Annotated in this window: 25 protein-coding genes; 8 read left to right on the plus strand and 17 right to left on the minus strand. The window is 63.7% G+C overall.

Features of this window, described 5'->3' with window-relative positions; translation table 11 throughout:
- Positions 1–129 precede the first annotated feature (129 nt).
- The 4 genes from GGD57_RS27830 to GGD57_RS27845 are packed head-to-tail and all read right to left on the minus strand — an operon-like array spanning position 130 to position 3,630.
- On the minus strand, positions 130–942 hold the full coding sequence (locus GGD57_RS27830) for a 3-methyl-2-oxobutanoate hydroxymethyltransferase (RefSeq protein ID WP_184473390.1): 813 nt from the start codon (positions 940–942) through the stop codon (positions 130–132).
- A gap of 31 nt (positions 943–973) precedes the next feature.
- Positions 974–2,200 (minus strand): FAD-dependent oxidoreductase, encoded by a 1,227-nt coding sequence (locus tag GGD57_RS27835; protein WP_184473391.1) that lies wholly within the window; start codon positions 2,198–2,200, stop codon positions 974–976.
- An 11-nt stretch (positions 2,201–2,211) separates the two neighbouring features.
- Positions 2,212–2,526 (minus strand): MocE family 2Fe-2S type ferredoxin, encoded by a 315-nt coding sequence (locus tag GGD57_RS27840; RefSeq protein ID WP_184473392.1) that lies wholly within the window; start codon positions 2,524–2,526, stop codon positions 2,212–2,214.
- Positions 2,527–2,541: 15 nt separating this feature from the next.
- Positions 2,542–3,630, minus strand: coding sequence for a fatty acid desaturase family protein (locus GGD57_RS27845; protein WP_184473393.1), 1,089 nt, complete (start codon positions 3,628–3,630; stop codon positions 2,542–2,544).
- A 132-nt stretch (positions 3,631–3,762) separates the two neighbouring features.
- On the opposite strand from GGD57_RS27845, the gene GGD57_RS27850 reads away from it, so the two are divergent.
- The gene (locus GGD57_RS27850) at positions 3,763–4,791 is read left to right on the plus strand and encodes a LacI family DNA-binding transcriptional regulator (RefSeq protein WP_184473394.1); all 1,029 of its coding nucleotides are present in this window, start codon (positions 3,763–3,765) and stop codon (positions 4,789–4,791) included.
- A gap of 163 nt (positions 4,792–4,954) precedes the next feature.
- Complete coding sequence (locus GGD57_RS27855) at positions 4,955–5,767, plus strand: TIM barrel protein (protein ID WP_184473395.1); 813 nt, start codon at positions 4,955–4,957, stop codon at positions 5,765–5,767.
- 29 nt (positions 5,768–5,796) lie between these two features.
- On the opposite strand, the gene cobM is transcribed toward GGD57_RS27855, so the two are convergent.
- Complete coding sequence (gene cobM / locus GGD57_RS27860; protein WP_184473396.1) at positions 5,797–6,561, minus strand: precorrin-4 C(11)-methyltransferase; 765 nt, start codon at positions 6,559–6,561, stop codon at positions 5,797–5,799.
- A 4-nt stretch (positions 6,562–6,565) separates the two neighbouring features.
- Positions 6,566–7,798, minus strand: coding sequence for a precorrin-6y C5,15-methyltransferase (decarboxylating) subunit CbiE (gene cbiE, locus GGD57_RS27865; protein WP_184473397.1), 1,233 nt, complete (start codon positions 7,796–7,798; stop codon positions 6,566–6,568).
- Between cbiE and GGD57_RS27870 the strand changes: the two genes are divergently transcribed.
- Positions 7,797–8,567, plus strand: coding sequence for a cobalt-precorrin-6A reductase (locus tag GGD57_RS27870; RefSeq protein WP_184473398.1), 771 nt, complete (start codon positions 7,797–7,799; stop codon positions 8,565–8,567). The genes cbiE and GGD57_RS27870 overlap by 2 nt on opposite strands.
- Here the strand turns inward: GGD57_RS27870 and GGD57_RS27875 are convergent.
- The 5 genes from GGD57_RS27875 to cobF form a co-directional block, all read right to left on the minus strand.
- Positions 8,531–9,295, minus strand: coding sequence for a precorrin-3B C(17)-methyltransferase (locus GGD57_RS27875; protein WP_184473399.1), 765 nt, complete (start codon positions 9,293–9,295; stop codon positions 8,531–8,533). The genes GGD57_RS27870 and GGD57_RS27875 overlap by 37 nt on opposite strands.
- Positions 9,292–10,023: a precorrin-2 C(20)-methyltransferase gene (locus tag GGD57_RS27880; RefSeq protein ID WP_184473400.1), complete on the minus strand. Its 732-nt coding sequence runs from the start codon at positions 10,021–10,023 to the stop codon at positions 9,292–9,294. The genes GGD57_RS27875 and GGD57_RS27880 overlap by 4 nt, the downstream gene beginning before the upstream one ends.
- Positions 10,020–10,652, minus strand: a complete 633-nt coding sequence (locus GGD57_RS27885; protein WP_184473401.1) for a precorrin-8X methylmutase — start codon at positions 10,650–10,652, stop codon at positions 10,020–10,022. The genes GGD57_RS27880 and GGD57_RS27885 overlap by 4 nt, the downstream gene beginning before the upstream one ends.
- Positions 10,653–10,654: 2 nt before the next feature.
- Positions 10,655–12,037, minus strand: coding sequence for a precorrin-3B synthase (gene cobG / locus GGD57_RS27890; RefSeq protein ID WP_184473402.1), 1,383 nt, complete (start codon positions 12,035–12,037; stop codon positions 10,655–10,657).
- A gap of 73 nt (positions 12,038–12,110) precedes the next feature.
- Complete coding sequence (gene cobF / locus GGD57_RS27895) at positions 12,111–12,875, minus strand: precorrin-6A synthase (deacetylating) (RefSeq protein WP_184473403.1); 765 nt, start codon at positions 12,873–12,875, stop codon at positions 12,111–12,113.
- Positions 12,876–13,075: 200 nt separating this feature from the next.
- On the opposite strand from cobF, the gene repA reads away from it, so the two are divergent.
- The 4 genes from repA to GGD57_RS27915 all read left to right on the plus strand — a co-directional run bounded on the left by repA (position 13,076) and on the right by GGD57_RS27915 (position 17,944).
- Positions 13,076–14,272, plus strand: a complete 1,197-nt coding sequence (gene repA / locus GGD57_RS27900; protein ID WP_184473404.1) for a plasmid partitioning protein RepA — start codon at positions 13,076–13,078, stop codon at positions 14,270–14,272.
- Positions 14,269–15,261 (plus strand): plasmid partitioning protein RepB, encoded by a 993-nt coding sequence (gene repB, locus GGD57_RS27905; RefSeq protein WP_184473405.1) that lies wholly within the window; start codon positions 14,269–14,271, stop codon positions 15,259–15,261. Before repA ends, repB begins: the two co-directional genes overlap by 4 nt.
- A gap of 154 nt (positions 15,262–15,415) precedes the next feature.
- Positions 15,416–16,630 (plus strand): plasmid replication protein RepC, encoded by a 1,215-nt coding sequence (gene repC, locus GGD57_RS27910; protein ID WP_184473406.1) that lies wholly within the window; start codon positions 15,416–15,418, stop codon positions 16,628–16,630.
- Positions 16,631–16,810: 180 nt separating this feature from the next.
- Complete coding sequence (locus tag GGD57_RS27915; RefSeq protein ID WP_184473407.1) at positions 16,811–17,944, plus strand: RHE_PE00001 family protein; 1,134 nt, start codon at positions 16,811–16,813, stop codon at positions 17,942–17,944.
- Positions 17,945–18,118: 174 nt separating this feature from the next.
- Here the strand turns inward: GGD57_RS27915 and GGD57_RS27920 are convergent, their stop codons facing one another.
- From GGD57_RS27920 to GGD57_RS27930, 3 genes are read right to left on the minus strand one after another with little or no spacing between them, the layout of a single operon-like run.
- Positions 18,119–18,829 (minus strand): Bax inhibitor-1/YccA family protein, encoded by a 711-nt coding sequence (locus GGD57_RS27920; protein ID WP_184473408.1) that lies wholly within the window; start codon positions 18,827–18,829, stop codon positions 18,119–18,121.
- Positions 18,830–18,849: 20 nt separating this feature from the next.
- Positions 18,850–19,617 (minus strand): anti-sigma factor family protein, encoded by a 768-nt coding sequence (locus tag GGD57_RS27925; protein WP_184473409.1) that lies wholly within the window; start codon positions 19,615–19,617, stop codon positions 18,850–18,852.
- Complete coding sequence (locus tag GGD57_RS27930) at positions 19,604–20,143, minus strand: sigma-70 family RNA polymerase sigma factor (protein ID WP_184473410.1); 540 nt, start codon at positions 20,141–20,143, stop codon at positions 19,604–19,606. The genes GGD57_RS27925 and GGD57_RS27930 overlap by 14 nt, the downstream gene beginning before the upstream one ends.
- A 185-nt stretch (positions 20,144–20,328) precedes the next feature.
- Between GGD57_RS27930 and GGD57_RS27935 the strand changes: the two genes are divergently transcribed.
- Positions 20,329–20,622, plus strand: coding sequence for a hypothetical protein (locus GGD57_RS27935; RefSeq protein ID WP_184473411.1), 294 nt, complete (start codon positions 20,329–20,331; stop codon positions 20,620–20,622).
- A 17-nt stretch (positions 20,623–20,639) separates the two neighbouring features.
- Here GGD57_RS27935 and cueR read toward each other — a convergent pair whose 3' ends face one another.
- The 3 genes from cueR to treY form a co-directional block, all read right to left on the minus strand.
- Entirely contained in the window at positions 20,640–21,029 is a 390-nt protein-coding gene (gene cueR / locus GGD57_RS27940) for a Cu(I)-responsive transcriptional regulator (protein ID WP_184473412.1), read from the minus strand.
- A 9-nt stretch (positions 21,030–21,038) separates the two neighbouring features.
- Positions 21,039–23,546, minus strand: a complete 2,508-nt coding sequence (locus GGD57_RS27945; RefSeq protein ID WP_184473413.1) for a heavy metal translocating P-type ATPase — start codon at positions 23,544–23,546, stop codon at positions 21,039–21,041.
- A gap of 113 nt (positions 23,547–23,659) precedes the next feature.
- Positions 23,660–26,269 (minus strand): malto-oligosyltrehalose synthase, encoded by a 2,610-nt coding sequence (gene treY / locus GGD57_RS27950; RefSeq protein WP_184473414.1) that lies wholly within the window; start codon positions 26,267–26,269, stop codon positions 23,660–23,662.
- Positions 26,270–26,467 lie beyond the last annotated feature (198 nt).

Below are 26,467 nucleotides of genomic sequence, written 5' to 3' on the forward strand. Positions count from 1 at the left end.
GTCATACTCGACGGATGGCAACAGTTCCAAGCCGCCAAGCGCGGCGTAGGCCTCCTCCTCGCCGCTTTCGACAATGTGTGAATCTGATAGCCCCAGCGGGGAGAAGGGGAAGCGTCGAGCAAGTGGATACTAATTATTGCCCGTTTCCCTCCGCAGCCCCTCCAGAAAAACCTTCAATTCCCCCTCATCGATGCCGACGCAATGGCGCTTTTCCGGGTAGGCACCGCTCCGGACATCCCCAGCGAATTCCGTAAAGGCGGCGATGCGTTCGCGCTGCAGGCGGTCGTGTTCGGCGGCGAAGTTGCGGTAGACCTTGGCGTGGCGCGGATAATGGTCACGATTGGCGCCGAGCACGTCGTCTGCGAAGAGATATTGGGCGTCGCAGCCGCTGCCGGCCCCCATGGAGATCATCAGCATCGCGGTGTTGCTGCTGATGGCGGCAGCGACATCGCCAGGCACGACTTCGATTTCGGCGGCGAAGGCGCCGGCCTCTTCCAGTGCCTTGGTCTGCCGCCAGATTTCGGCGGCACTGGCCGCCGTCTTGCCGACGGCGCGGAAACCGCCGGTCCAGGTCGCCTTCGACGGGATCAGGCCGAGATGGCCGCAGACCGGGATGCCCTCGTCGCGCATGCGCCGGATCGTCTGCAGGCTTGCGGCGCAATAGACCGCATCGCCGCCGGCCTTCAGCGCCGCAAAAGCGGCACGGAGATAGTCCTCGGCCGAGACGTGATCGCCATATTCGAGACCCGGAATGGCAAAGGGCGTCGGTGCGATCTCGCGGAACACCGGGCCGAGCAGCGAAGGCGGCACCGAGACGATGTCGATGCCCGCTTTTTCGGCGGCTTCCGCCTCCTCCAGCGAGGTGACGCGCAGCATGGTGAGCTGGCGTTTGCCCTTTTCCGCAAGCAGATCGGCGACGGTCGCGCGTCTATGTTTCTTCATCGTCAATTCCTTTGAATATTTATCGGCCGGCTCAGGCGGCGAGCAGGGATTTCAGTTTGATGTCGCTGGCTGCGAGTGCAGCTGGATCCGGATGGGCGCCGGCTGCGATCAGCATTTCGGCGAGACGGATATCACGTGCCACCGCATTGCCGGGGCCGATGCCGCTGGCGGCAATCAACCGCCCGCCGGCATCGAGATGGAACAGGATGAAGGCGCCTGCGCCGAGTTCGCGGCGCTGATGCGTGGCGGCCCCTTCGGCAAGGCCTGCAATCTGCAGCGTCATGTCGTATTGATCCGACCAGAACCACGGCACGGATGAAACGGCCTCATCGAGACCGAGCATGTTGGCCGCGGCCAATGTGCCCTGCTCCTGGGCATTGCGCCAGGATTCGAGCCGCACCCGCCGGCCGCCATAGATCGGCAGCGGAAAGGAGCAGCAGTCGCCGGCGGCAAAAACGTCAAGCGCCGAGGTCTGCAGATGGATATCGACTGATATGCCGTTGTCGATTGCGAGCCCTGCCCTTTCGGCGATCTCGACATTCGGCCGGGCGCCGATGCCGACAAGCACGAGATCGGCTTCGGTCACCTCGCCGCCCGACAATCTGATCACGGCTTTTCCGCCTTCCGCGGTTAGCGCCTCGATCGACACACCGCAGCGGATATCGACGCCTTCGGCGCGATGGCGTTCGGTCAGGAGATGCGCGATCTCCTCCGGCACGCCGCGCTTCAGCACCCGCTCCAGCCCCTCGACGACAGTGACCTTGGCGCCGAGCAGGCGTGCCGTTGCCGCCAGTTCCAGCCCGATGAAGCCGCCGCCGATGATGGCGATATGGTTCCCCGGCTTCATCACGCCGCGCAGCGCCGCCGCATCGTGATGCGTCCTTAGCGCGCGGATATGCGGGCTGTTTTCCGGCGCGCCGGGGAAGGACCGGGCGCTTGCACCCGTCGCCAACAGAAGCTTGTCATAGGAGAGCGTCGTCCCGTCCGAAAGTGTGACGGTTTTGGAGGATCTATCGAAATCCCTGGCTTCCAGGCCGGTCAGCAGCCGGATGCCGCTCTCGGCGTATTTTTCCGCTGCTGCGATGAATTTCGGATCGCTTGCATCGGCGGCCCCGGCCTTCGACAGCGGCGGCCGCTCATAGGGATGGAGGGGTTCGGCGCCGACAAGCGTTATTTCGCCGTCAAAACCTTTTTCGCGTAAGGCGAATGCGGCACGCGCGCCGCATTCGCCGGCTCCGATGATGACGAAATGAGCCACGTCAGCCTCCCTCAGACCGAGATGAAGACGCTGCCGCCTTCGACCTTGACCGGATAGGTCTTGAGGTTGACGCAGACCGGCGCGCCCTTGGCTTCGCCCGTCTTGTAGTTGAAGCGGCCGTTATGTTTCGGGCATTCGATGATCTCATCCATGACAAGCCCGTCGGCGAGATGGATATGTTCATGGGTGCAGAGACCGTCGGTGGCGAAGAATTCGTCATCCGGGCTGCGATAGACCGCGAAGGTGCGTCCGCCGTGATCGAAGCGGATGACATCCTCTTCGTCGATTTCGTCCTTGGCGCAGACTTCGATCCAGTTTCCGCTCATCTTATCCTCCCTCGATTATTGCGCGGCCGGGGCCAGCTCGTTGTGGAATTCTTCGCGATAGGGCCGCGCTGTGGCCGGCAGTTCGCGTCTCAGGAAATAATCCTCGTTGCGCAGCTGGCGCAGGAAGGCCGGGATCATCTCGCGGTAGCCGGACAGGATCGACGGATTCGGCGCCGGCAGGTCGTGCTTGATCATCGCGTGCAGCCTCGGCAGCGCGTGATAGGGCACCATCGGGAACATGTGGTGTTCGACGTGATAGTTCATGTTCCAATAGATGAAGCGGCTGATCGGGTTCATGTAGACCGTGCGGCTGTTCAGCCGGTGGTCGATGACGTTGTCGGCCAGGCCGCCATGCTGCAGGAGCCCGGTCATCACATGGTGCCAGGCGCCGTAGAGGCGCGGCAGGCCGATCAGCATCAGCGGCAGGATCGAGCCCATGGCGACCGCGGCGGCGATGGTGACGACATAGATCGCCAGCCAGATGCGGGCAAAGCGGATTGCCTTCGGCTGCTCCATCTCGGGAATGAAGGTCTTTTCTGCCGGGCTGATGACGCCGAAAGCGTTGCGCAGCATGTCGACGATCGCATGCCAGGCATCGAGAATGCCGAAGAAGTTGAGGACCAGCCGGAAGAGATCGGGCGGCCGCATGACGGCGATTTCGGGATCGCGGCCGACGATGACGGTATCGGTGTGATGGCGCGTATGGCTCCAGCGCCAGGTCACCGGATTGCGCATGATCATGAAGCAGGCGATCTGGTAGACGGCATCGTTCATCCAACGCGTCTTGAAGGCGGTGCCGTGACCGCATTCGTGCCAGCGGCTGTCGGAGGCCGAGCCGTAGAGCACGCCGTAGGCGAGGAAGAAGGGCAGCGCGACCCAGGAGCCCCAGAAATAGATGCCGAGCCCGGCAAAGATGATCATGCTGCCGAGCCAGATGACGGTGTCACGGATTGCCGGCGCGTCGGAGCGCTGCATCAGCGCCTTCATCTCCTTGCGCGGAATGTCGGTATGATACCACTGCGCTGCCGCCAGCCCTGTCTCGACGGCGGTGCGGCCGCTTTCGCCGAGCAGGTCGTAGTCCCGTTTCTTTGCCTCGATCGCCATTATCCGCCTCCCGTTATGCCGTTGCCGAGAGAATAGGTTGACTTCGGAAGAGGCTCAATGCAGGCTTGATATATTCTATCAAAAGCCATCAGAAGTGGCTTGCAGAAATGATCGAATCCATCAGGAAAACTCATGCGCCGTCCCACCATATCCGATCTTGCCCGCGCCTCCGGCGTCAGCGTTGCCACCGTCGACCGGGTTCTCAATGCCCGCCACCGCGTGCGGGAGGAAACGGCGCGGCGGGTTTATGACGCGGCGCAGTCGATCGGCTATCACGCCGTCGGCCTGATCCGGCAGCGTGTTTTCGAGGACCTGCCGCAATACAAGCTCGCCTTTCTGCTGCAGAAACCAACGCAGCAGTTCTACCAGGCGTTCGCCCGCGAGATCGAAGCGGCGGCCCGCGCTGTCACGAACGCCCGCATCCAGACGCAGATCGACTTTCCCTCAGCCGCCACGCCGGCGGCGATCGTCGAGAAGCTCAAGGCTCTCGGTGCCCGCAACCAGGCGGTTGCCCTGGTTGCGCCCGATTATCCCGCGGTCACGGCCGCCATCGAGGAGCTGAAGGAAAAAGGCGTCCCGGTCTTCTCGCTGCTCTCGGATTTCGCCTCAGGCGTACGCACCGGCTATATCGGCGTCAACAACCGCAAGGTCGGCCGCACCGCCGCCTGGTTGATCGCGCGGACGGCGCGCAAGCCCGGCAAGGTCGCTTGTTTCGTCGGCAGCCATCGTTTCCATGGTCATGAACTGCGGGAAATCGGTTTCCGCTCCTATTTCCGCGAAAATGCCCCGGAGTTCGACGTCATCGACACGCTGATCAACCTGGATACGCCTGAGATCACGCATGAGGCGACGTTGACATTGCTGCAGAAGCATCCCGATCTTGTCGGGCTTTATATCTGCGGCGGCGGCATGGAAGGGGCAATCTCGGCGTTCCGCGAAGAGAGCCTCGGCGGCAAGGTCGTGCTCGTGGTCAACGAACTGACGCCCGACAGCAAGGCCGGTCTTGCCGATGACATCGTCGCCATGGCGATCGGCACTCCCCTGCCCGGGCTCTGTCAGGAATTGATGGTGCTGATGAAGGATGCGATCGAAAACAGCGAAGCCGCCATCCCCGGTCAGTCCTTCCTGCCCTTCGACATCTACCTTTCAGAGAATATCTGAGGAATGATGGAATTCTATCATTTCGGCCGAAATTCTATCAGGAATGAGAGCCGACGCTGGCGATGACGGATGGATTGGCCTGCGAATTCCGATAGAGATTCGCTCACCCATTCACGAGGAACCGCTCCGCTGATGTCGCGGAGACGAGGAGGAGATATCCGTCATGACTTCGATCCGCTTTGCGCTCAACCATATGGCCGCGCCGTCGCTCGCTATCGATGAATTCTTCGCGCTGGCAAAGTCGCTCGGCATCGATGCGGTCGAGATCCGCAACGACCTTTCCGGCAATGCCATTCTCGACGGCACCAAACCGGAAGCGATCAGAGAAGCCGCCGCCCGCCACGGGCTGACGATCATTTCGATCAACGCCCTGCAGCGCTTCAACGAATGGAATGAAACGCGCGCCGGGCAAGCGCAGGAACTGATCGATTATGCGAGCGCCTGCGGCGCCAAGGCGCTGGTCCTCGTTCCGAAGAACGACGGCACCGGCTGCGCCGACGGCGAACGCCAGACCAATCTGCGCCGGTCTCTGACGGCGCTGAAGCCGATGCTTGATAAAGCCGGCATCACTGGCCTCGTCGAGCCGCTCGGTTTCGCGATCTGCTCGCTGCGCTCGAAGACCGAGGCGGCCGAGGCGATCAGGGAGCTCGGCGCACAATCGACCTTCAAACTCGTCCACGACACCTTCCACCATCACCTTGCCGGCGAAGCCGCGACCTTCCCGGAGCTTGCCGGTCTCGTGCACATTTCGGGCGTCAGCGACCCTGCCGTTTCCGTCGCCGACATGCGCGATTCCCATCGTGTGCTCGTCGGCGCCGACGACCGGCTCGACAATGCCGGGCAGATCAAGGCGCTGCTGCAGGCGGGCTATAGCGGCCCGTTCTCCTTCGAGCCCTTCGCAGCCGAGGTGCATGCGGTCAAGGACCCGGCCGGCGTGCTTCGCGCCAGCATGGAGTATCTGACCGCGGGGGTCTGAGGCCTGCCGCGCCGCCGGGGCGGCCAACTTTAAAAGTGGTCCCGCCCTCGGAACCGGCGCTGATAGGCCGGATCGTAGAGCGAGCTCTCACGGAAATCTTCCGCTGAAAGCGACGGGCCGACGAAGATGATCGCCGTGCGTTCGATCGGTTCGGCTGCAACCTTTGCCTCGATATCGGCAAGGGTGCCGCGCAGGATACGCTCGTCCGGCCAGGAGGCCTTGACGACGATCGCGACCGGGCAATCGGCGCCGTAGAGCGGCGTCAACTCTTCCACAACCTGCTTCAGCGCATGGATTGCCAGATGGATCGCGAGTGTGGCGCCGGTCGCGCCGAATTTGGCGAGCGTCTCGTCGTTCGGCATCGGCGAGGCGCGGCCGGAAACGCGGGTGAGCACCAGGCTTTGGGCGATGGCCGGGATCGTCAGCTCGCGCCCGAGCACCGAGGCTGCCGCGGCAAAGGCCGGCACACCCGGCGTCATCGTATAGGCGATACCGTGTTTTTCGAGCCGGCGCACCTGCTCGGCGACCGCGCTCCAGACCGAAAGATCGCCGGAATGCAGGCGGGCAACATCCTGGCCGGCCGCAGCGGCGCTGAGATATTCCGCCTCGATCTCGTCGAGCGACATCGGCGCGGTATCGACGATGCGCGCATCCGCCGGGCAATATTGCAGCAGATCCGGCGAGACGATCGAGCCGGCATAGAGGCAGACCGGGCATTGGCCGATGAGATCGCGGCCGCGCACCGTGATCAGATCCGCAGCCCCTGGCCCTGCGCCGATGAAATGCACCTTCATGCCGTTATCCTTTCGTCCAGCGCCACTGCGTCACCGGCATGGCCGGCCGCCAGCCGCTCATGCTGCCGACCGGCGCGGCGCGCGATATTTCGATGCGTGTCAGCGAGCCGCCGCGTTTTGCGTGTTCCGAAAGCAGCACGGCCTCCATCTCCAGCGTCACGGCATTGGCGACCAGCCGCCCTCCCCGCCTCAGCGCGGCAATCGCGGCATCGATGACGCCGGGCTCGCTGCCGCCGCCGCCGAGGAAGATCGTGTCGGGTTGCGGCAAGCCCGCCAGCGCAGCGGGTGCAGCACCTTCAATGACGGCAAGATGCGGCACGCCGAAAGCCGGCGCGTTGCGGGCGATGCGGGCGGCCCGCTCCGGCGATTGCTCGATGGCGATCGTCTTCAGGCTGGGATCGGCCAGCATCCATTCGATGCCGATCGATCCCGAACCGGCGCCGATATCCCAGAGCAGTTGACCATGGCATGGCGCCAGCGCCGACAGCGTCATCGCCCGGATTTCGCGCTTGGTGATCTGTCCGTCATGCTCGAAGAGATCGTCCTCGAGCCCGGGGCTGAAAGGCAGGATGCGAGCCCCCTCCCCTGTCGCGACCTCTAGGGCGCAGACGTTGAGGGGATCGATGTCCACAAGATCGAAATCCGCCGCCACGACGCTTCTCTGCCGTTCCCGATCGCCGCCAAGCGCTTCGAGCACGGTCAGTTGCGACTGACCGAAGCCGGTTGCGGCGAGCAAGGTTGCCAGCTCGCGCGGCCCCTTCTCGTCCGAGGTCAAGGCGATGATGCGCCGCCCGGGATGCAGATGCGGCCGGATCAGGTCGATCGGCCTGCCATGCAGCGAAATCGTCGTGGCATCCTGCAGCGGCCAGCCAAGGCGGGAGGCGGCAAGGCTGAAGGCCGAGGGCGCGGGGATGGTGCGCATCTCTGCCGCCGCCACATGGCGGGAAAGCGTTGCGCCGACGCCGTAGAGAAACGGGTCGCCGGAGGCGAGCACGACGACGGGCGTGCCGCGCCTTTGAAGGACGGCATCGATCGAGCGCTCGAACGGGCTCTGCCAGGAAAGTCTCTCGCCCGATATCATCGAGGCGGCAAGCCCATGGTGCCGCGCGCCGCCGAAGACGGCGGATGCGCTTGCGATCAGCCTCTTTGCCTCTTCGCCGAGCCCTTCTGGACCATCTTCGCCGATGCCGATAATAGTCAGCCAGCACAGGCCGCCGGCAGGAGAGACATCAGACATGGGAAGACCTCGCATTCTGATCCTCGGCGGCACCGGTGAAGCGCGCCTGCTCGCCGAAGCGCTGGCGGCTCGGGGAGATTGCGATATTCTTCTGTCGCTGGCCGGACGCACGGAGAAACCGGCCGCTCAGCCGGTTCCGGTTCGTATCGGCGGTTTTGGCGGTGCGGCGGCGCTTGCCGATTTCCTGAAGGCCGGTGGATATGATCTGCTGATCGACGCCACGCATCCCTTCGCCGAGCATATTTCCGCCAATGCCGCCTTTGCGGCCGAGGCGACCGGTCTTGCTGCAATCGCTCTCTGCCGTCCAGAATGGCAGCGTCTGCCGGACGACCGCTGGCGGGACGTGCGGAGCATTCCGGCTGCCGTCGCGGCACTCGGCCCCTCCCCTCGCCATGTCTTCCTGGCGACGGGCCGGCAGGGCGCGCATCATGCGGAAGCGGCGCCGCAGCATCATTATCTCATCCGCAGCGTCGATCCCGTCGAACCGCCGCCGGCGCTTGCCAATGTCGACTACGTCCTCGATCGCGGCCCGTTCACCCTGGAAGGCGAAAGCGCCTTGCTGAAGCAGCACGGCATCGACGTTATCATTGCCAAGAACAGCGGCGGGACCGCCACCTATGCGAAGATCGAGGCAGCCCGCCTGCTCGGCATCGAGGTGCTGATGGTGGCGCGCGCAACGGCCTCCACTGTCAGGACGGTCGACACTGTCGAGGCGGCGCTGGCGGCGATCGATCACCTCTTCCCCTCCGCCATGAAACGCGGGGTATAGACGAGATCCGGCCGGCCGGGCCGCGTGACGATGCGCGTCTCGGCCGAGCCGATGATGATGCAGGTGGCCATATCGGCAATCGCGGCATCGGCCTGCGCCAGCGGCTGTACCGCGATGCGCTCATCCGGCCGTCCGGCCGCCCGGCCGAAAATAACCGGCGTCGTTGCGGGCAGATGGTCGCGCAACAGCTTGAAGGCGTCGCCGAGCTGCCAGGGCCGCGCCCGGCTGATCGGATTATAAAGGGCGATGACAAAGCCTGCCTTCGCCGCCAGTTCAAGACGTTTTTCTATGATATTCCAAGGTTTTAGATTGTCGGACAGCGAGATGGCGCAAAAATCGTGGCCAAGTGGCGCGCCGGCCCTTGCTGCCACCGCCAGCATCGCCGTGATGCCGGGCAGGATGGTGAGATCGACCGCGCGCCAGGCTGCCGGCCCGTTCTCGATCGCCTCGCAGACGGCTGCCGCCATGGCAAAGACGCCGGGGTCGCCGCCGGAGACGACGCAGACCTTGGCACCGTCAGCCGCCATCGAAAGTGCGGCGCCTGCCCTGCTCAGCTCTTCGCGATTGTCCGAGGCATGGCGCAGCTGATCGGAACGCAGCTGCAGTCTGTCGAGATAAGGTCCGTAACCGAAGAAATCCGTTGCCTGATCGACGGCGGCCAGCGCTTCCGGCGTCATCTGCTCGGGATTGCCGGGACCGGTGCCGATCACGAAAAGCCAGCCGCTCATCGGCTGCCCTCCCAGCCCGGCACCAGCACGAGCGAAAAATACGGCGCGTCGCCCTCGGTTCTGTCGGCAAGCTTTTCCATCGCCGCATTCGCCATGGTGCCGCGCTCGACATAGACGGCTTCGGCAAGCCGGCCGGCTGCCGCGAGCGCCCGGCGGATCTTCGGCAGGTTGCGGCCGACCTTCATGATGACGGCGGCCTGGGTATCGGCAAGGCGCCGCGTCAGCTCGGGCTCGGCCATCGTACCCGGCAGTACGGAAAGCACGTCGTCGCCCTGAACGATCGGCAGACCGGCCAGCGACCAGCAGCCCGACATGGCGCTGATGCCGGGGATCACTTCCGTCGGGTAACGCTGGGAAAGCCTGACATGCAGGTGCATATAAGAGCCGTAGAACAGCGGATCGCCTTCGCTGAGCACGGCGACGGTCCGCCCGGCATCGAGATACAAGGCAACGGCCTCGGCGGAGCGATCATAGAACTCCGTGATCAGGCTGCGGTAGCGTTCGTCGTTTTTGTCGATCTCGGTGGTGACGGGATAATAGAGCGGCAGCAGCGTTATGCCGGGTTTCAGCAGCGGCTCGACGATCGCCTTGCCGTTGCCCCCCCTGCCCTGCTTGGCGAAATAGGCAATCACGTCAGCGCCTTCGATGGCCCGGACGGCCTTGAGGGTCAAAAGCTCCGGGTCGCCGGGACCGGTGCCGACGCCGATGAGACGGCCTGATGTCGTCATAGGCCGGGCCTCGCCAGTGCATTGATCGCAGCCGCCGTCATGGCGCTGCCGCCGAGCCGGCCGCGCACGATGGCAAAGGGAACGCCATAGGAATTCTCCGCCAGCGCGTCCTTCGATTCCGCCGCGCCGACAAAGCCGACAGGCATGCCGAGGATCGCCGCCGGTTTCGGGGCGCCGTCGCGCAGAAGTTCGAGCAGGTGAAACAGCGCGGTCGGCGCGTTGCCGATCGCAACGACGCTGCCGCCGAGCCGGTCGAGCCAGAGATGCATGGCCGCGGCCGATCGCGTATTGCCCGTCTCGCGCGCCAATTCAGGCGTGGCGGGATCGCGCAGCGTGCAGATCACCTCGTTCAGCGCCGGCAGCCGCGCCCGGGTCACGCCGTGCGAGACCATTTCCGCATCGCAGAAGATCGGCGCCCCGGTCTTCAGTGCGGCGCGCGCCGCACCGACGACATCGGCGGAGAAGACGAAATGCTCCGCCGCCTCGACCAGCCCGCAGGCATGGATCATGCGCACAGCGATTTCGGCCTGCTCTTCGCTGAAGCGAGAAAGATCGGCTTCGGCGCGGATGATCGCGAAGGAACGCTCGTAGATCGCGTCGCCGCTGCGGATATAATCGTAGTCTGGCATACTTATTCCTGTCGCAGCGCCTCTAAAACGCCGGTTGCGCCAAGCCGTGTAAGGCAGGCGGCAGCCGATTCGCCAGCGCTTCTGTTGTCTTCGATGGACCGGGCGAGCCTCTCTATAGCGAAATCGATCCGACCGCCAGCGATCCGTTCATCCGGGCGATCGGCGGCAAGCCCGTTGAGGATGAGGTCGTAACCTTCGGCCGTGCCGGTCAGGGTCAACGCCGGCCGGGCATGGGCGCAGCCCTTGGCGCAGCCGGAGAGATGCAGCGTCAGCGAACCGTCGAAGAGGGCAGGCGCCGCGGCAAGGATGCGGCGCGCCAGCGTTCTTGTCTCATAGAAGGCGGAGCCACAGCCGCCGGCGCCGGCGCAGGCGGCGATATGCTCGCTGCTCTCGCCGGCCTGCGCGCTGAAACCATGCTTGGTTGCTGCGATCTGCATAGCCGGCACTGTATCTGCAGGCAGCCCGATGAGGAAGAAACCGCGGTCGGGTGCAAGCCGAATGGCGGCTGCGCCATGGGCGCTGGCGAGATCGATGAGGGCGGTCAGATCGGCTGCCCGCATCTGTCCGAATTCCGGCCTGATGCCGAGTACGGTTTTGCCGTCTGCAAGGCGATGCAGGCCGGAAAGCGGCATGCTTGCTGCGCGTGACGGAATGGCGCGAAGGCTATCCATGGCGGGGAAACGTGCCCGCAGAAGCGCCGGATCGATATGCCGTGCCCGCCTGCCCTGCCCGAGCGCTGCCAGCAGGCTCAGAATGTCGCCGACGGCCGATATCGCCGCCTCCGCAGGACCGACCGACACGGGCGTTGCCGTCTCGCCATCGCCATTGATCGCGACAAGCCAATCGGCGTGAGACGAGGCGACGAGACGAATATCGGCGGAAAGTGCCAACAGATTGAATGCTCCACCGCCATCGACGACGATCGATAGTTTCGGCGCAAGCCGCGGCGAGGCGAGGCGATCGCGGAGCGTGCCGCGCAATGCCAGTTCCATCGTCGCCGGGTCGCTTGCCTCTTCCGGGTCGATGCCGTGCAGCGGCGAGATTTCGATCGCCGGCCCGTCCGGCACGGTGATCCCGGCGGCATCGATATCGGCAGCGAGTTGGCCAACGGTCTCGGCCCGCAGCCCGCGGATCTGCAGATTGCCGCGCGCGGTGATCTCGAGAATGCCGTTTCCGCGTGCGGCAGCGGCGCGGGCAAGGCTTGAAAATTGCGACAGCGTCAAGGCGCCGCCGGCGGGGCGCAGCCGCACCAGCAGGCCGTCACCGGTCGGCATCGGCGCGGCAAGGGCAGGGCAGGCGCCGCGGGCGCGGATTTTCGCCGTGGGGCGACCGTGCCGGTCTGTCTCGCCTGTCCTGTCGATCGCTGTGACGGCCTCAATGCCCATGCTCAATCCTCTGACGATGTCTTACATGATCGCAGCCGGTGCGGCAAAACACGATGGAAACGGTTCTGGCCGGCTATTCCTCGAAATCCTGTCCCTTGCGCAGGAGATAGATGTCCATGATCCAGCCGTGCCGTTGCCTGGCCTCCGCCCTCAGCGTCAGAATGTCGGCGGCGATATCGCCGAGCCGTCCGGATCTGACGATCTCATCCGGGGTGCCGAGATAGGCGCCCCAGAAGATCTCGGCATCGGGATCGTCGATTTTCGCAAAGGCCTGTTCGCCGTCGAGCATGACGACAGTCGACGCCGCCTGGAGCCCGTCCTGCGCCAATCTCCGCCCGGTGGTGATCTCGATCGGCTTGCCGACAAGATTGAGCGGGATTTTGTGGCTGGCCGCCAGGGCCTGGATGCTGGTGATGCCGGGAACGACGCTGAAATCGAAATCCAGCCCGGCTGCCTGCCGCACGCGTTCGATGATGCGGATCGTGCTGTCGTAGAGGCTGGGATCGCCCCAGACGAGAAAGGCGCCGCTGCCGTCATCCGGAAGGCTGGAGATCAGCTCTTGATAGATGCGGGCGATCTCGGCATGCCAGGCGTCGACGCTTTGGGCGTAGCTTCTGTCTGCCGTCTGGCGTTGCGGCACCTCGAATTCCGAGATCCTGACGCCCGGCTGCGTGATATAGCGTTCGCAGATGTCGCGCCGAACCGCGGCGAGCTCTTCCTTGCCGGCGCCCTTGACCGGCAGGAAGATCGCATCGGCTGCGTTCATCGCATTGATCGCCTGTATGGTCACGTGCTCCGGGTTGCCCGTGCCGATGCCGATGATAAGGATATGCCTCAAGCCGATACTCCCGTGATTCCTGGCGGTCTTGCCGAAAAAGCCGGTTCGCCGCAAGGGCGCGGCAGCGAGTTGGCCGCGGCCAACCGAGCCTGTGGACGCGCTGGAGCGCTATTCTTGCTGCAAATCCCGAATCGTGTCACTTTCGATACGCTTTTTGACGCTATATTGACAGAAAAGCGCATCGAAAAGGATTGGGTGTTTTGGACAACATTAGCGTATCGACGACAGATGTGCGGATCGAGCGGCATGCGAACCAGCTTTCGCGGCAGCTGAAGCTGCTCCGCGACAAGCTGTTCCCGCCGCTCGCGCAGAAGACGCTGCGCACATTCTCCTCCGGCGAGGCGGCGCAGATGATCGGCGTTTCCGACGGCTATCTCCGGCAGCTTTCGCTCGATGGCAAGGGCCCGCAGCCGGAGCTTTCCCAGAACGGCCGGCGCTCCTATACGCTCGGCCAGATCAATGAATTGCGCCATTATATGGCAAAGCTCAAGCCGAAGGACGCGCTCAGCTATCTGCCCTGGCGGCGCCCCGGCGAGAAGCTGCAGACGGTTGCCGTCACCAATTTCAAGGGCGGCTCGGCCAAGACGACGACGACACTTTATCTGGCGCAGTATCTGGCGCTGGAGGGTTACCGGGTGCTCGCCATCGATCTCGATCCGCAGGCCTCGCTGTCTTCCATGCTCGGCGTCCAGCCGGAATTCGATCTTGCCGACGGCGATACGCTTTATGGCGCCATCCGCTACGATGCCGGCCGCAAGCCGCTGAAGGACATCGTTCGCAAGACCTATTTCGACGGGCTCGATCTGGTGCCGGGCAATCTCGAACTGATGGAATTCGAACATGAGACGCCGAGGGCGCTCAACGATCGCCAGAAGCCGGCTGAACTGTTCTTCCGCCGTGTTGGCGTTGCCATCGCCGAGGTCGAGGCCAATTACGACGTCGTGGTGATCGACTGCCCGCCGCAGCTCGGTTACCTCACGCTCGGCGCCGTCTGCGCCGCCACGTCGCTGCTGATCACCATCCATCCGCAGATGGTCGATGTCGCCTCCATGTCGCAGTTTCTGCTGATGACGTCCGATCTGCTCTCCGTCGTGCGCAAGGCCGGCGGCGATCTGCAGCATGATTTCATCAAATACATCGTCACCCGTCACGAGCCTTTCGATGCGCCGCAGTCGCAGATCGTTGCCTTGCTGCGCAGCCTCTTCGGCGACGACGTGTTGACGGCAACCATTCTCAAATCGACAGCGATTGCCGATGCCGGCCTGACAAAGCAGACGCTTTTTGAAATCGAGAAGGGGCAGGTGCGGCGCTCGACCTATGATCGGGCGCTGGAATCGGTCAATGCCGCCAATGGCGAGGTTCTCGCCGGCATTCACAAAGCCTGGGGCCGCACATGAGCAGACGCGATCGCCTGAAAGGCCTGTTCGACGATACGGCGCAGGAGTTGGCCGCGGCCAACTACGAGGAGACGTCTTTACGCGGATCGGCCGGGCCGGTGCGGACGATGGCGCTGACCCTCGGCCGCATGGAGGAAGAGAGCAGGGCGATGGAAGCCGCCTTGCTCTCAGGCGAACGCATCGTCGAACTCGATCCGGATCTGATCGATTCTTCCTTCGTCCGCGACCGCCTTGCCGATCAGCTCGATATCGAGGACGAGCTGGTGCAGTCGATTGCCGAGAACGGCCAGGAAGTGCCGATCCTCGTTCGCCGTCATCCCGATGACGCGGAGCGCTATCAGATCGCCTACGGCCATCGCCGGCTGCAGGCCATCAAGCTGCTCGGGCGCAAGGTGCAGGCGATCGTTCGTCAGCTCGACGATACCGATGTCGTCATCGCGCAGGGCATCGAAAATTCAGCGCGGCGCAATCTTTCCTATATCGAGCGCGCCGTCTTTGCCTTCAATCTCGAGCTCAAAGGCTTCGAGCGGCCGGTGATCATGAAGGCGCTGTCGACTGACAAAACCGAGCTGTCGAAGCTGTTATCCGTGGCAAAAGCCATTCCGGCCGAAATCGTCAGGTCGGTCGGCGCAGCACCCGGCATCGGACGGCGCAGGTGGATGGCGCTTGCCCAGGACTGGAACGGGATGACGGCCGCCCGGCTTGCCAAGCTCATTGCTTCGCAAGATTTCCGAGCCGAAGAAAGCGACCGCCGTTTCGAATTGTTGGTTGCCGAGCTTGCCAGGAAAGAGGCGAAGCCCGAAGCCACGGAATATGACTGGAAGCCGAAGACCGGCGGCAAGATTGCCGGCCGAATCAAGAGCGCCGGCAATTCCTTCACGATCGCGTTGAAAACCGGCGATGCGCCGGATTTCGGCGCTTACATTTCACGCCGCCTCGATGAGCTTTACGAAGCCTATCGGGCCGGCAAGTTGCAAGCAGGAGAGTAGGCCGCAAAAGAAAAAAGCCTCCGAACGTTGCCGCCGCGGAAGCCTTTCTCATATCTGGACAATCTGAGAATCGCACTTCCTCGAATCACTGTCAAGCGTCTTCGGCATCCTTTTGGGTGGTAGGTTTCTTTTGCCTTGAGAAAAGGTGAGGGACATGGAGCCTCAATATGTATCGACGCCCTTTGGGCGGCGATCGATGACGCTTGGCATGCTGGCAAGCCAGGAAAATGCCAGCAAGGTCGATCCGGACGCATCGGTCGACAAGTGGAAGATCTTTCGCTCGCTCTGCGAAGCAAAGGAGCTGGTCGGCGTATCCGATCGTGCGCTCGCGGTTCTCAACGCACTGTTGACCTTCTACCCGAAGAACGAGATTGCCGAGGCCAACGGCTTCGTCGTTTTTCCCTCGAACGAGCAATTGTCGCTGCGCACGCACGGCATGGCCGGCACGACGCTGCGTCGGAACCTGGCGATGCTGGTGGAGGCGGGCCTGATCATCCGCAGGGACAGCCCGAACGGCAAACGTTTTGCCCGTCGCAACGGCGAAGGCGGGCTTGGAGAGGCCTTCGGCTTCAGCCTGGCGCCGCTTGTTGTCCGCGCCCGCGAGATCGAGGCGCAGGCGGCCGAGGTGATGGCTGCCAAGCTCGAATGGAAGCGCCTGCGGGAGCGGCTGACGCTTTGCCGGCGAGATATAACCAAGCTCATCGAGATCGCGCTGGAAGAACAGATTGCCGGCGAATGGATCGAGATGCAGCAGCATTTCAATCTGCTGTCCGCAAGCCTGCCGCGCCGCCCGTCGGCCGCCGAGATGGAAAGCCTGCTGGCGGATCTCGAAGCCTTCCGCGAAATGATCGTCAAGACGCTGGAATTGAAGACGAAAACAGAAAAAACAGACGCCAATGACAGCCAAAACGGTCGGCACATACATAATTCAAACCCACACCCCATATCTGAACTTGAACCAAGCTTCGACCCGAAGCAGGGCGCAAAGCCGGAGGACGAACCGCGGCCTTGGCGGGAGCCGCCGAAATCCTTCCCGCTTGCCATGGTGCTGCAGGCTTGCCCGGAGATCGTCGCTTACGGGCCGGGCGGCGGGATCGGCAGCTGGCGGGATCTGATGGCCGCAGCCGTCATCGTCCGATCGATGCTTGGCGTCAGCCCGAGCGCCTATCAGCTGGCTTGCGACGTCATGGGGCCGGAGAACGCCGCCACGGTGATCGCCTGCATTCTGGAAAGGGGCGGACATATCAACTCGGCCGGCGGCTATCTGCGCGATCTGACACGGCGGGCGGAGCGCGGCGAGTTCTCGCTCGGTCCGATGCTAATGGCGCTGATGCGGGCAAATGGGCCGGTAGGGAGGAAAACCGGATGAACGGCTGTGAAAAAGCTTCGCGCTAGCTGCGTCGGTTAAACGAATATGCGGCCCGTCGATCAGACATCTCAGCCGATTCCTCCCCAGTCCTTTTGTTGAAATACGCCGTTAACCATGTCATACATGACGGAAGGAAACATGCGTTTTGCTTCCATTTGTGAGAAACAGTAAAGCTTAACAATGCGCTACGATATTGATGGTGTCATGCTTCAGGCCCTGCTTCCCGCCCTTGCCGCAGCGGAGGATGCGGTGGCGCGGCTGGATGAGCGGGTGTTGCGCTCGCCGGTCGGTGAGGGCTTTGCCGAACGCAGCCATTTCTTCGATGCCGCCGGCGCGTTGTGGGTGGCCGGCGAACTCGTGCATGTCGAGGATCTGGTTTTGCACGATGCGCACATGGACAGCCGGGCCCCCAGCCACGAACTGACCATCGCCCATTCCGTGCTGCGCACACGCCGGCGCATCTGGACCGGCGAACCGTCCTGGGCGCTGGGAGCGCCGGGGCTTGCAGCACTGACGGCGACGCTCGGGGAAGGGGAGGGGGATGCGCGGGAAGCGAAGCGTCCTGAGGTTCCCGCCGAGGCCGACGAGGAGGGCGAGGATGAAGACGGGCCGCTCGCTGCCGAAATGGCGGAGATCGACGCCATCCTCGCACGCTCGCAGAAGCTCATCGATATCCACACGGGGAAGGCGCCGGCAAGCGAACAGGCCACTGTCCCGGCGGCAAGGCGAAACGAAGATCCTCTCGGCCTGCTCGGGGACGACGAATGGGACGAGGAGCAGCGGCTGGCGGAGTGGCGGAGCGTACTGCCGCTAGCCGACAGCCTGCCGCCGGTTCTCGGCGCGGTCATTCTCTTCGAAGCCTGGGAGAGGATCGAGCCGCTGCGGCGCCAGCACTGGCTCGGCGGTCTTCTGGTCGCCGGCCATCTGCGTGCCCGCGGCAAGGTCACCTCGCATCTCTTTTCTTTTTACGGCGGGCTGAAGCTGGTGCGCCATGAGCGTCGCCGGGCGCGCGACCGGGCAACGCGGCTGCAGGCCTTCCTGGAGGCAATGCATCTGGGAGCCACGGCCGGGCTCAAGGAACTCGACCGGCTGACGCTGGCACGCACGCAGATGGAGCTGCGTTTTCGCGGCCGCCGTTCGAACAGCAGCCTGCCCGAACTTGCCGATTTCATTCTGTCGCGGCCGATGGTCTCGGCGGCGATGATCGCCCGCCATCTGCGCATCACGCCGCGCGGCGCGCTGAACCTCGTCAACGAGATCGGCATTCGTGAAATCACCGGCCGCGGCCGTTATCGCGCCTGGGGTATCATCTGAAATGAAAACGGCCGGGCATTGCGCCCGGCCATCTCCTATGGTGCTTGTTTCGTCATCCCGGAAACGCGACACACGGCCGGGCGACATCATAAAAGTGAACACCCGATCCACCATCCTGTCACGGACAGCAGACCGGGCGTTCTTGCGCTTCCATTGCCCCCGGAAGCGCGATCCCTATTCCCGCTCGCCCGTGAAGTTGAGCAGAAGCTGGAAGATGTTGACGAAGTTCAGGTAGAGCGAGAGCGCGCCGAAGACGGCGAGCTTCTGGTTCGATTCCTGATCGTAGTTTTCCGAATACTGTTCCTTGATGTTCTGAGTATCGTAGGCGGTGAGGCCGACGAAGACGACGATGCCGATCACCGAGATCGCGAACTGCAGCGCGCTCGAACCCAGGAAGATGTTGACGATGCCGGCGATGATGATGCCGAACAGGCCCATCATCAGGAACGAGCCCATCTTCGACAGGTCACGCTTCGTCGTGTAGCCGTAGAGGCTGATGGAACCGAACATCGCGGCGGTGATGAAGAAGGTCTGCGCGATGCTCGTCTTGGTGAAGACCAGGAAGACGGAAGCGAGCGACAGGCCCATCACGGCGCAGAAGGCCCAGAAGGTGACCTGGGCGGTGCTGGCCGACATCGTCTGGATTTTGAACGAGAAAAAGAAGACGAAGGCGAGCGGCGCCAGCATCACGACCCATTTCAGCGGCGAGCCGAAGATCGGGACGTAGAGGGCCGGTGTCGAGCCGACGACGAAGGCGACGATGCCTGTGATGACGAGGCCGAGAGCCATATAGTTGTAGACGCGCAGCATATGCTGGCGCAGGCCCTCGTCGAACAGGGCCTGGGTGCCGGCCGCAGCACCGTAGCGGGAATTGATCGGGTTCATGCTGATCTCCTCGGTTTGAACTAATAGAGCGAGCGGGCGAGCCGTTCGGCCGCCTGGTCGAGATTGAGACCGCTATCGTCGGCGATCAGCGCATAGGCGACCTCGCCGATCTGCCAATAGGCGGCTTCTGCTTTTTCCAGCGTGAGATGACTGACCGGCTTGACCTCGAAGGCCCCCGGACGGACGGCGAAAAGCGACAGCCGCTTACCATCCGACTGCTCGATCGCCATCTCGACGCTGGGGCCGAATTCGGACGGGAAGATCTGCACGTCGGCGACTTTCCAATCCTCAGGCAGTTCGGGCATGACGATGGCAGTGGCGGCGCGAATATCGTCGGCGCTATAGGTGGCCGGCGTCTGCGGCGGCATCGATTGGCGCAGTGCCGCGGTCTGATAGGCGCGGACGGCATCCTCGACATAGGCGGGTGCGGGCACCGACGCCGATACCTCGGTGGCCGAGAAGGCGCCGAAGGAATTGTGCGCCACCCAGCCGGCAGTGACCAGAATAGCGACAGCGGCGACGCGCTGCAGGGAATGGAACATGCGGCCATAGGAGAGGCCGCGTTCCAGCCGGCGGGCGGCATCGCGCGTCTCGGGGCGGCCGAAGGCACTTTCGCCGGCGAGCGCCAGGCGCAATTCGCCCTTCACGCTGAGGTCGGCCATGACCTTGGCGGCAATTGCCGGGTGATCGGAAAGATAGGATTCCACCTGGATGCGGCGGGTGACATCAAGCTCGCCATCCACATAGGCGTCGAGATCGGCATCGAGGATCGGATCAATTGCTTTCATTGCCATCTCCTCCGATTAATCTCAGATGCGAAACGCGCGGCGTCTTCTCCTCGAATTCGCGCAGCTGGGCGCGCGCACGCGAGATGCGCGACATCAATGTACCGATCGGAATGTCGAGCGCATGGGCGGCTTCCTGATAGGAGAGATCCTCGATTGCCACGAGATGCAGCGCCTCGCGCTGTTCCTCCGGCAGGCCGAAGAAGGCGTCTCGCACCTGCTGCAGGCGCACCGCATGTTCCTGCCCGGCCGGCAGCGACTGCTCGGCTTCGACAGCCGCTCCGTCATGGCGGCGCGTCAGCGACCGGTTCTGGCGCAGGCGATCGATATGGGCATTGTGCAGGATGGAGAGCAGCCAGGTGCGCAGATTGCCGCCGCTGCGGAAGCTCTTTTTCTTCTCGAGGGCGCGCACCAGCGCATCATGCACCAGATCTTCCGCCTCGTCTGCATTGCGCACCAGCGAGCGAGCGTAGCGCCGCAGCGCTGCGAGCTGTCCGATGACATCGAAGGGGCGTTCTTTACGGTCCATGATTGAGTATACGGAAGTGCGACGGATTTTATTCCATCGGACGCAAAAAAACGTCCGGGCCGAAGATCGCCGCCTGAAAAATAATCAAAATTTCCGTCTCCGGCGGATGTGCATCTTAAATCGGCGATTGTTTATGACAATTACATGACAGATCATGACACCGCTGATTTGAGGGGAAATGAAGAATGAAGGAAAAGAAGCGGGTCTACGAAGCTCTCGTGGACGGCGCCATGGAAGGGCTGACGGATCAGGCGCTTTATGATTTCGTCAAGGCCCGTTGCCCGAATGCCAGCAGCAAGAAGATCGTCCGGGCCTCGCTTCTCGCGCTGACCGATCCTCATCTGAAAGACCGCAATATTCTCGACGTGATCTATGCGCTGGCGATCAAGCATCGGCTGGATGACGGCGAAGACGAGGAGGCCGACGAGCAGCTTCAGTCCTCGCAGGCGGACAACCAGAAAACGCCCCAGTTTTCCTGATCCAGCCGCCTCAATGGTCAGCTACCCTCCGAAAGCTCTTCGAGGATCGGGCAGTCCGGCCTGTCATTGCCGTGGCAGGCATGCACGAGCTGCTCCAGCGTGCGGCGCAGTTCCGAGAGATCGCGGATCTTGCGGTCGATCTCGGCAAGCTTGGTCTCGGCGATATCCTTGACGTCGGCGCTTGCCCGGCTTTTGTCCTCATAGAGCGCCAGCAACTGCCGGCATTCCTCGACGGAAAAGCCGAGGCCGCGCGAGCGCTGCAGGAAGCGCAGTTTGTGGACGTCGGTGGCGGCATAATCGCGATAGCCGTTTCCGCCCCGTTCGGGGCGGATGAGGCCGATATCCTCGTAATAGCGGATGGTCTTCGACGGCAGGCCCGACCGCTCAGATGCTTCGCCAATATTCATCGCCGTCTCCTATAGTTTTGCAAAACGCAGTCTCAGCGCATTAGCGATCACCGATACGGACGAGAGGCTCATGGCCGCCGCCGCGATCATCGGCGACAGCAGCAGCCCGAAGACGGGATAGAGCACGCCGGCTGCGACCGGAACGCCGAGCGCATTATAGCCGAAGGCGAAGCCGAGATTCTGGCGGATGTTGCGCATCGTCACTTCGGCCAGTCGCCGCGCCCTGACGATGCCGGTGAGATCGCCCTTCACCAGGGTGATGCCGGCGCTTTCCATCGCAACATCGGCGCCGGTGCCCATGGCGATGCCGACATCGGCTGCGGCGAGCGCCGGTGCGTCGTTGATGCCGTCGCCGGCCATGGCGATGATGGCGCCTTTGGCCCGCAGCTCGTCGATCAGCGCCTTCTTGCCTTCCGGCAGCATGTCGGCGCGCACCTCATCGATGCCGAGGCTTTTGGCCACTGCATCTGCCGTGCGCTTGTTGTCGCCCGTCGCCATGACGATCTTCAGTCCGCTTTCGTGCAGCGCCTTGATGGCGGCTGATGTCGTCGGTTTGATCCGGTCGGCAACGGCGACGAGACCGGCAAGCGCGCCCTCGAGCACGACGAACATCACCGTCTTGCCGTCGCCGCGCAGAGTTTCGGTCTTGTCGGAAAGCACCGCCGGATCGATACCGAGATCGGCGAGCATGGCCGCATTGCCGAGGGCCACGCTCGCGCCGCCGGCAAGGCCCTGCACCCCCTTGCCGGTCTTCGCCTCGAAACCGGTAACCTCGACGAAGGCGACGCCGCGCTCTTCGGCGCCGGAGACGATCGCTTCGGCCAGCGGATGTTCGGAACCGCGCTCCAGGCTTGCCGCCAGCGACAACAGTCGGCTTTCCTCGGCGCCGCCGAGGGCGACGATATCGGTAAGTTTCGGTTTACCCTCGGTCAGCGTGCCCGTCTTGTCGACGATCAGCGTGTCGACCTTGGAGAAACGTTCCAGCGCTTCCGCGTCCTTGATCAGCACGCCGGCCTGGGCGCCGCGGCCGGTCGCGATCATGATCGACATCGGCGTCGCCAGACCGAGCGCGCAGGGGCAGGCGATGATCAGAACGGCGACCGCGGCAAGCAGCCCATTGGCCAGGCTCGGCTCCGGCCCGATCGCGGCCCAGACGAGGAAGGCCAGGATGGCGACCGCGACGACCGCCGGCACGAAGATGGCCGACACCCGGTCGACGGCGCCCTGGATCGGCGCGCGCGAGCGCTGCGCCTTGGCGACCATGTCGACGATACGCGACAGTACCGTGTCCGCGCCGACCTTCTCGGCCGACATGATGAGGGCGCCGTTCTTGTTGATCGTGCCGCCGGTCAATGCTTCGCCCTTCGACTTCTCAATCGGCAAGGGCTCGCCCGATATCATCGATTCGTCGACGGTCGACTGGCCCTCGAGAACGGAGCCGTCTGCCGGCACCCGCTCGCCGGGGCGCACGCGCAATCGGTCGCCGGCCTGGATTTCGTCCACCTCAACATCGCTCTCGCTGCCGTCGGCATTAATGCGCCGCGCCGTCTTCGGCGCGAGATCGAGCAGAGCGCGGATCGCCGAACCGGTACGCTCGCGCGCCTTCAATTCCAGCACCTGGCCGACGAAGACGAGCGCGACGATGACGGCCGCCGCCTCGAAATAGACGGGCACGGTCGCGCCGTGGCCGCGAAAGCTCATCGGGAAGATGCCCGGCGCAAGCGTAGCGACGAGGCTGTAGAGATAGGCGGTGCCGACGCCGAGGCCGATCAGCGTCCACATGTTGGGGCTGCGGTTGACGAGGGACGCCGAGGCGCGGCGGAAGAAGGGCAGGGCCGCCCAAAGCACCACCGGGCTCGCCAGCAGCAGTTCGATATAGGTCGCCTGCGGCTCGCCGATCGCCTCCCGCAGTGGCAGGCCGAGCATCGGCCCCATGCCAAGCGCCAGCAGAGGCACGGCAAGGACAGCGCTCACCCACAGCCGCCTGGTGAAATCCGCAAGCTCCGGATTCTGACCTTCGTCATCAGGAGGAATGCCCATCGGTTCCAGCGCCATGCCGCATTTCGGGCAGTCGCCGGGGCGGTCGCTGACGACCTCCGGATGCATCGGACAGGTATAGAGCGTGCCCTTCGGCGCGGGCTTGGCCGGCGGGCGCTTGCCGCTGCGATAGGCTGAGGGATCGGCTTCGAACTTCGCTTGGCAGGCGTCCGAGCAGAAGTAGAATTTTTCGTCCTCGGCTTTCAGGAAATGTTTGGCCGTCGAGCGATCCACCACCATGCCGCAGACGGGGTCTTTCGCGGTCAGATAATCCTCAGGTGCCGCCGCAAACTTCGTCCGGCAGCCCTCTGAGCAGAAATGATAGCTGCGGCCGGCATGATCGGAGGAAGGCTTGCCGGCCTGCGGATCGACGGTCATGCCGCAGACGGGATCACGAATGACCGCGTCGGCAGTTTTTTCCGAGCCATGGCCGCAACAACTGTGATCGTCGCTATGGGTGTGATCGTTTTTGATATTCATATCGATCTCCTGTGCCCCAGGGGCAGTTGGAGAGATTTATCCACCTTCCAGCAACTGGAAGGTCAAGCGCTAATTTTGAGAGGCGCGATTTTCCGAAGACCGCCGCCGGGTCCTCAGATCGGGCTGATCAGGCCGATCGGCTGGCTCCCGAGCAGGGCGGCGACCGAAATGCTGCCGCCGGGCTCGATGGTTTTTCCGGTCACCAGATCCGCTTTCAGCCCGTGAAGAGGGGAGGGGACGGCGATCGCCGTATCCTCCCAGAATTCCGGGCCGGCAAAAAGCACACCCGGGTCGAGCCAGCCGAACATCAGCCGGGGGGCGGCGGAGATCGCGAAATCTCCGTGATGCACACGGGCAAAAGCCAGGACATGATCGCGCCGGCTGCCCGTCACCTTCAGCGGCAGATAGTCGCCTTTGGCAAAGAGATCCGGCTGCCGCTGGCGCAGCTGCAGGCCGATTGCGACGATGCGCTGCTTCAAGGCCGCCGCCTGAAGCTTGGCGATCGGCCCGGTTTCAGCAAGCCAGGCCGCCAGCCTGGTATGATCGACCGGCCGGCGGTTGTCGGGATCGACAAGACTGAAATCGAAGCCCTCCGCCCCTTGGTAGATATCGGGAATCCCCGGCGCCGTCAGCTTGAGGAGGGTCTGCGACAGGCTGTTGAGGTAACCCGCCGCGATGAAGGGCTGCAGCACGCTTTCGAAATCCTCGAGGAAGGCGTCATTCTCGGGTGAAATCAGCGCTGCCGCATAGGCCGTGACCGCCTCCTCGTAAGCGGTGTCCTGGTCCGTCCAGTCGCTGCGCAGTTTGGCCTCGCGCACCGCCTTGAGCGCATAGCCGGTGAAGCGTTCGGCAAGCTCATCCGTCTGCCCGCGGTCGAAATCCTCCGGCCAGAGGCCGGCAAGCGCCTGATAGAGCATCCATTCGACATTCGGCTCCGGTGCCACGCCATCCGGCAAATCCTTCAGCCGGGACCGGTTCATCTCGCGCCAGCGCGCCACCGCCTGCACGAAAACATCCGCCCCCTCGCTCAAGGCATAGAGCCTGGCGCGCGCATCCTCGCCGCGCTTGGTATCGTGGGTGGCGCTGGCCGACAGACCATGCGGCTGTAGCCGCGCCCGCTCGGCCATGCGGCGATGGAATCCCTCCGGGCCATCAGGTGCCTTCCCCGGTTCGCCGCCCACCTCGTTTGCGGCAAGCAGCCTGGTATGGCGGTAGAACAGCGTATCTTCCGTCGCCTTCGCCATGATGGGTCCGCTCAACTGCTGGAAGCGGAGGCGGAACGCGTGGGCTGCTTGCCCTTCGACCTTACCTTCGAGAAGCTTCAGCACATGATCGAGGGCGCGCCGGTCGTCGAGCCGCGGCATGACTTGCGACGCTGTCGCGGCAAGGACGGCCGAATCCTGCCAGGCGAGCGGGCCGCCGTCGCCATAGGTGCGATAGACGGGAAAGGCGACCAGCAGCTCGCTCACCGCGGTGGCGATCTCTTCTCTCTTTAGTTCGGGAAAGATGCCTGCGGCGATCGAGACCAGCCGGCCGGTCTCGCCGGCGAAATTGCGCTCGACCATCAGTCGCTTGGCAATCCGCCGGCTCTCTTCCAGATCGCCGCTCTCTGCCGCGACGCCGCGATAGGCCTCGTCCAGGATGCGCAGACCGCCGCCGTCGATGAACAGTTCGCCGAGGGCCGCGATGAATTCATATCCCGTGGTGCCGGCGACCGGCCAGCTCTCCGGCAGGACCTCGGCGGCCCCGAGGATTTTCTCGACGACGATATAGGCGTCCGGTCCGACCGCCGCCGTCAGCCTGTCGAGATAGGCCTTGGGTTCGGCGAGCCCGTCGACATGGTCGATGCGCAGGCCCTGCACCTTGCCATGGCGCACCAGCTCGATCGTCAACCGGTGGAGATCTTCGAACACGAGGGGATCTTCGACGCGGGTGCCGACCAGCCCGGTCACCTCGAAAAAACGGCGATAGCTCAGATGCCGCGCCGCTTCCTTCCAATGAGTGAGCCGCCAGTGCTGTGCTTCATGCAGGCTTTCGAGGAAATCGCGATCGGCCGAGACGTCCTCGAGCTTTTGCCGGAGCAGCGCCCCATCGCCGCCTTCGAAAAGAATGTCGCGCATCGCCCGCGCGAAGTCCTCGCCTGACGTCACGGCCGCAGCCTCCGCCATTCTCGTCGCGACCGGGTCGTCGAGCCGGTTTGCGAGCGCGCCGTAGCTGCTGGGGGTCAATGGCAGCAGTGTTTCGAAGTAGGCGAAGGCGAAGTTGCCGTGGCTTTCGTCGAGCGCGATGCGCAGCTCGCCGGCGGCGAGCGCCGCCTCGAAATCCTGGCCGAGCTGCGGCAGGGTCAGCGGCTCGCTCCAATCGATGTCGAAGTGGTCGGCATAGGCGCTCTGCCGGCCGAAGGCCAGCACGTCGCGCCACCACCCGTTCTCGGGCGAGGCGGCCATGTGGTTCGGAACGATATCGAGGATCAGGCCCATGCCCGCCGCGGCAAGACTTTCCGTCAGCCGGTCGAACCCCGCCAGGCCGCCGAGCGCCGGATCGATCTCGTTGGCATCGGTAACGTCATAGCCGTGGGTCGAGCCGATGACCGCGGTGAAGATCGGCGAGGCGTAAAGGTGGCTGATGCCGAGCCTCTTGAGGTAGGGAATGAGGCCGCAGGCACGATCGAAGGTCATGCCGTTGCGGAATTGTATCCGGTAGGTCGCTGTCGGAAGTGTCATGAGGCTGTCTGACGTTGGAGGAAGGCCTTCTTCAACGGCTGTAGACGGTTTTTTGTTCCCTTGCGCCGACGCGGGTCTTTTCAGATGCGGAACGGATCTTGCACATTTGAATCGATGCATGATGCTTTTCGAAAATCGATTCCGATTTGGCGCCGATGCGCTAGCAGCCTACATTCCGCGAAGCGGCGCGTGCGGGAC

Origin of the sequence: Rhizobium esperanzae (assembly GCF_014197615.1) — a bacterium.
Taxonomy (GTDB): domain Bacteria; phylum Pseudomonadota; class Alphaproteobacteria; order Rhizobiales; family Rhizobiaceae; genus Rhizobium; species Rhizobium esperanzae_A.

Excerpts from the sequence above, each read along its gene's own strand:
- GGD57_RS27880 (WP_184473400.1), bottom strand. The coding sequence starts at position 10,023 with ATGACGACATCAGGCCGTCTCATCGGCGTCGGCACCGGTCCCGGCGAC.
- cobM (WP_184473396.1), bottom strand. The coding sequence starts at position 6,561 with ATGAAGGTGCATTTCATCGGCGCAGGGCCAGGGGCTGCGGATCTGATC.
- GGD57_RS27875 (WP_184473399.1), bottom strand. The coding sequence starts at position 9,295 with ATGAGCGGCTGGCTTTTCGTGATCGGCACCGGTCCCGGCAATCCCGAG.
- GGD57_RS27845 (WP_184473393.1), bottom strand. The coding sequence starts at position 3,630 with ATGGCGATCGAGGCAAAGAAACGGGACTACGACCTGCTCGGCGAAAGC.
- treY (WP_184473414.1), bottom strand. The coding sequence starts at position 26,269 with ATGACACTTCCGACAGCGACCTACCGGATACAATTCCGCAACGGCATG.
- GGD57_RS27840 (WP_184473392.1), bottom strand. The coding sequence starts at position 2,526 with ATGAGCGGAAACTGGATCGAAGTCTGCGCCAAGGACGAAATCGACGAA.
- GGD57_RS27855 (WP_184473395.1), top strand. The coding sequence starts at position 4,955 with ATGACTTCGATCCGCTTTGCGCTCAACCATATGGCCGCGCCGTCGCTC.
- GGD57_RS27870 (WP_184473398.1), top strand. The coding sequence starts at position 7,797 with ATGGGAAGACCTCGCATTCTGATCCTCGGCGGCACCGGTGAAGCGCGC.
- GGD57_RS27915 (WP_184473407.1), top strand. The coding sequence starts at position 16,811 with ATGCGCTACGATATTGATGGTGTCATGCTTCAGGCCCTGCTTCCCGCC.
- GGD57_RS27930 (WP_184473410.1), bottom strand. The coding sequence starts at position 20,143 with ATGGACCGTAAAGAACGCCCCTTCGATGTCATCGGACAGCTCGCAGCG.
- GGD57_RS27850 (WP_184473394.1), top strand. The coding sequence starts at position 3,763 with ATGCGCCGTCCCACCATATCCGATCTTGCCCGCGCCTCCGGCGTCAGC.
- GGD57_RS27830 (WP_184473390.1), bottom strand. The coding sequence starts at position 942 with ATGAAGAAACATAGACGCGCGACCGTCGCCGATCTGCTTGCGGAAAAG.
- cueR (WP_184473412.1), bottom strand. The coding sequence starts at position 21,029 with ATGAATATTGGCGAAGCATCTGAGCGGTCGGGCCTGCCGTCGAAGACC.
- repC (WP_184473406.1), top strand. The coding sequence starts at position 15,416 with ATGGAGCCTCAATATGTATCGACGCCCTTTGGGCGGCGATCGATGACG.
- repB (WP_184473405.1), top strand. The coding sequence starts at position 14,269 with ATGAGCAGACGCGATCGCCTGAAAGGCCTGTTCGACGATACGGCGCAG.
- cobG (WP_184473402.1), bottom strand. The coding sequence starts at position 12,037 with ATGGGCATTGAGGCCGTCACAGCGATCGACAGGACAGGCGAGACAGAC.
- GGD57_RS27920 (WP_184473408.1), bottom strand. The coding sequence starts at position 18,829 with ATGAACCCGATCAATTCCCGCTACGGTGCTGCGGCCGGCACCCAGGCC.
- GGD57_RS27885 (WP_184473401.1), bottom strand. The coding sequence starts at position 10,652 with ATGCCAGACTACGATTATATCCGCAGCGGCGACGCGATCTACGAGCGT.
- cbiE (WP_184473397.1), bottom strand. The coding sequence starts at position 7,798 with ATGTCTGATGTCTCTCCTGCCGGCGGCCTGTGCTGGCTGACTATTATC.
- GGD57_RS27935 (WP_184473411.1), top strand. The coding sequence starts at position 20,329 with ATGAAGGAAAAGAAGCGGGTCTACGAAGCTCTCGTGGACGGCGCCATG.
- GGD57_RS27945 (WP_184473413.1), bottom strand. The coding sequence starts at position 23,546 with ATGAATATCAAAAACGATCACACCCATAGCGACGATCACAGTTGTTGC.
- GGD57_RS27925 (WP_184473409.1), bottom strand. The coding sequence starts at position 19,617 with ATGAAAGCAATTGATCCGATCCTCGATGCCGATCTCGACGCCTATGTG.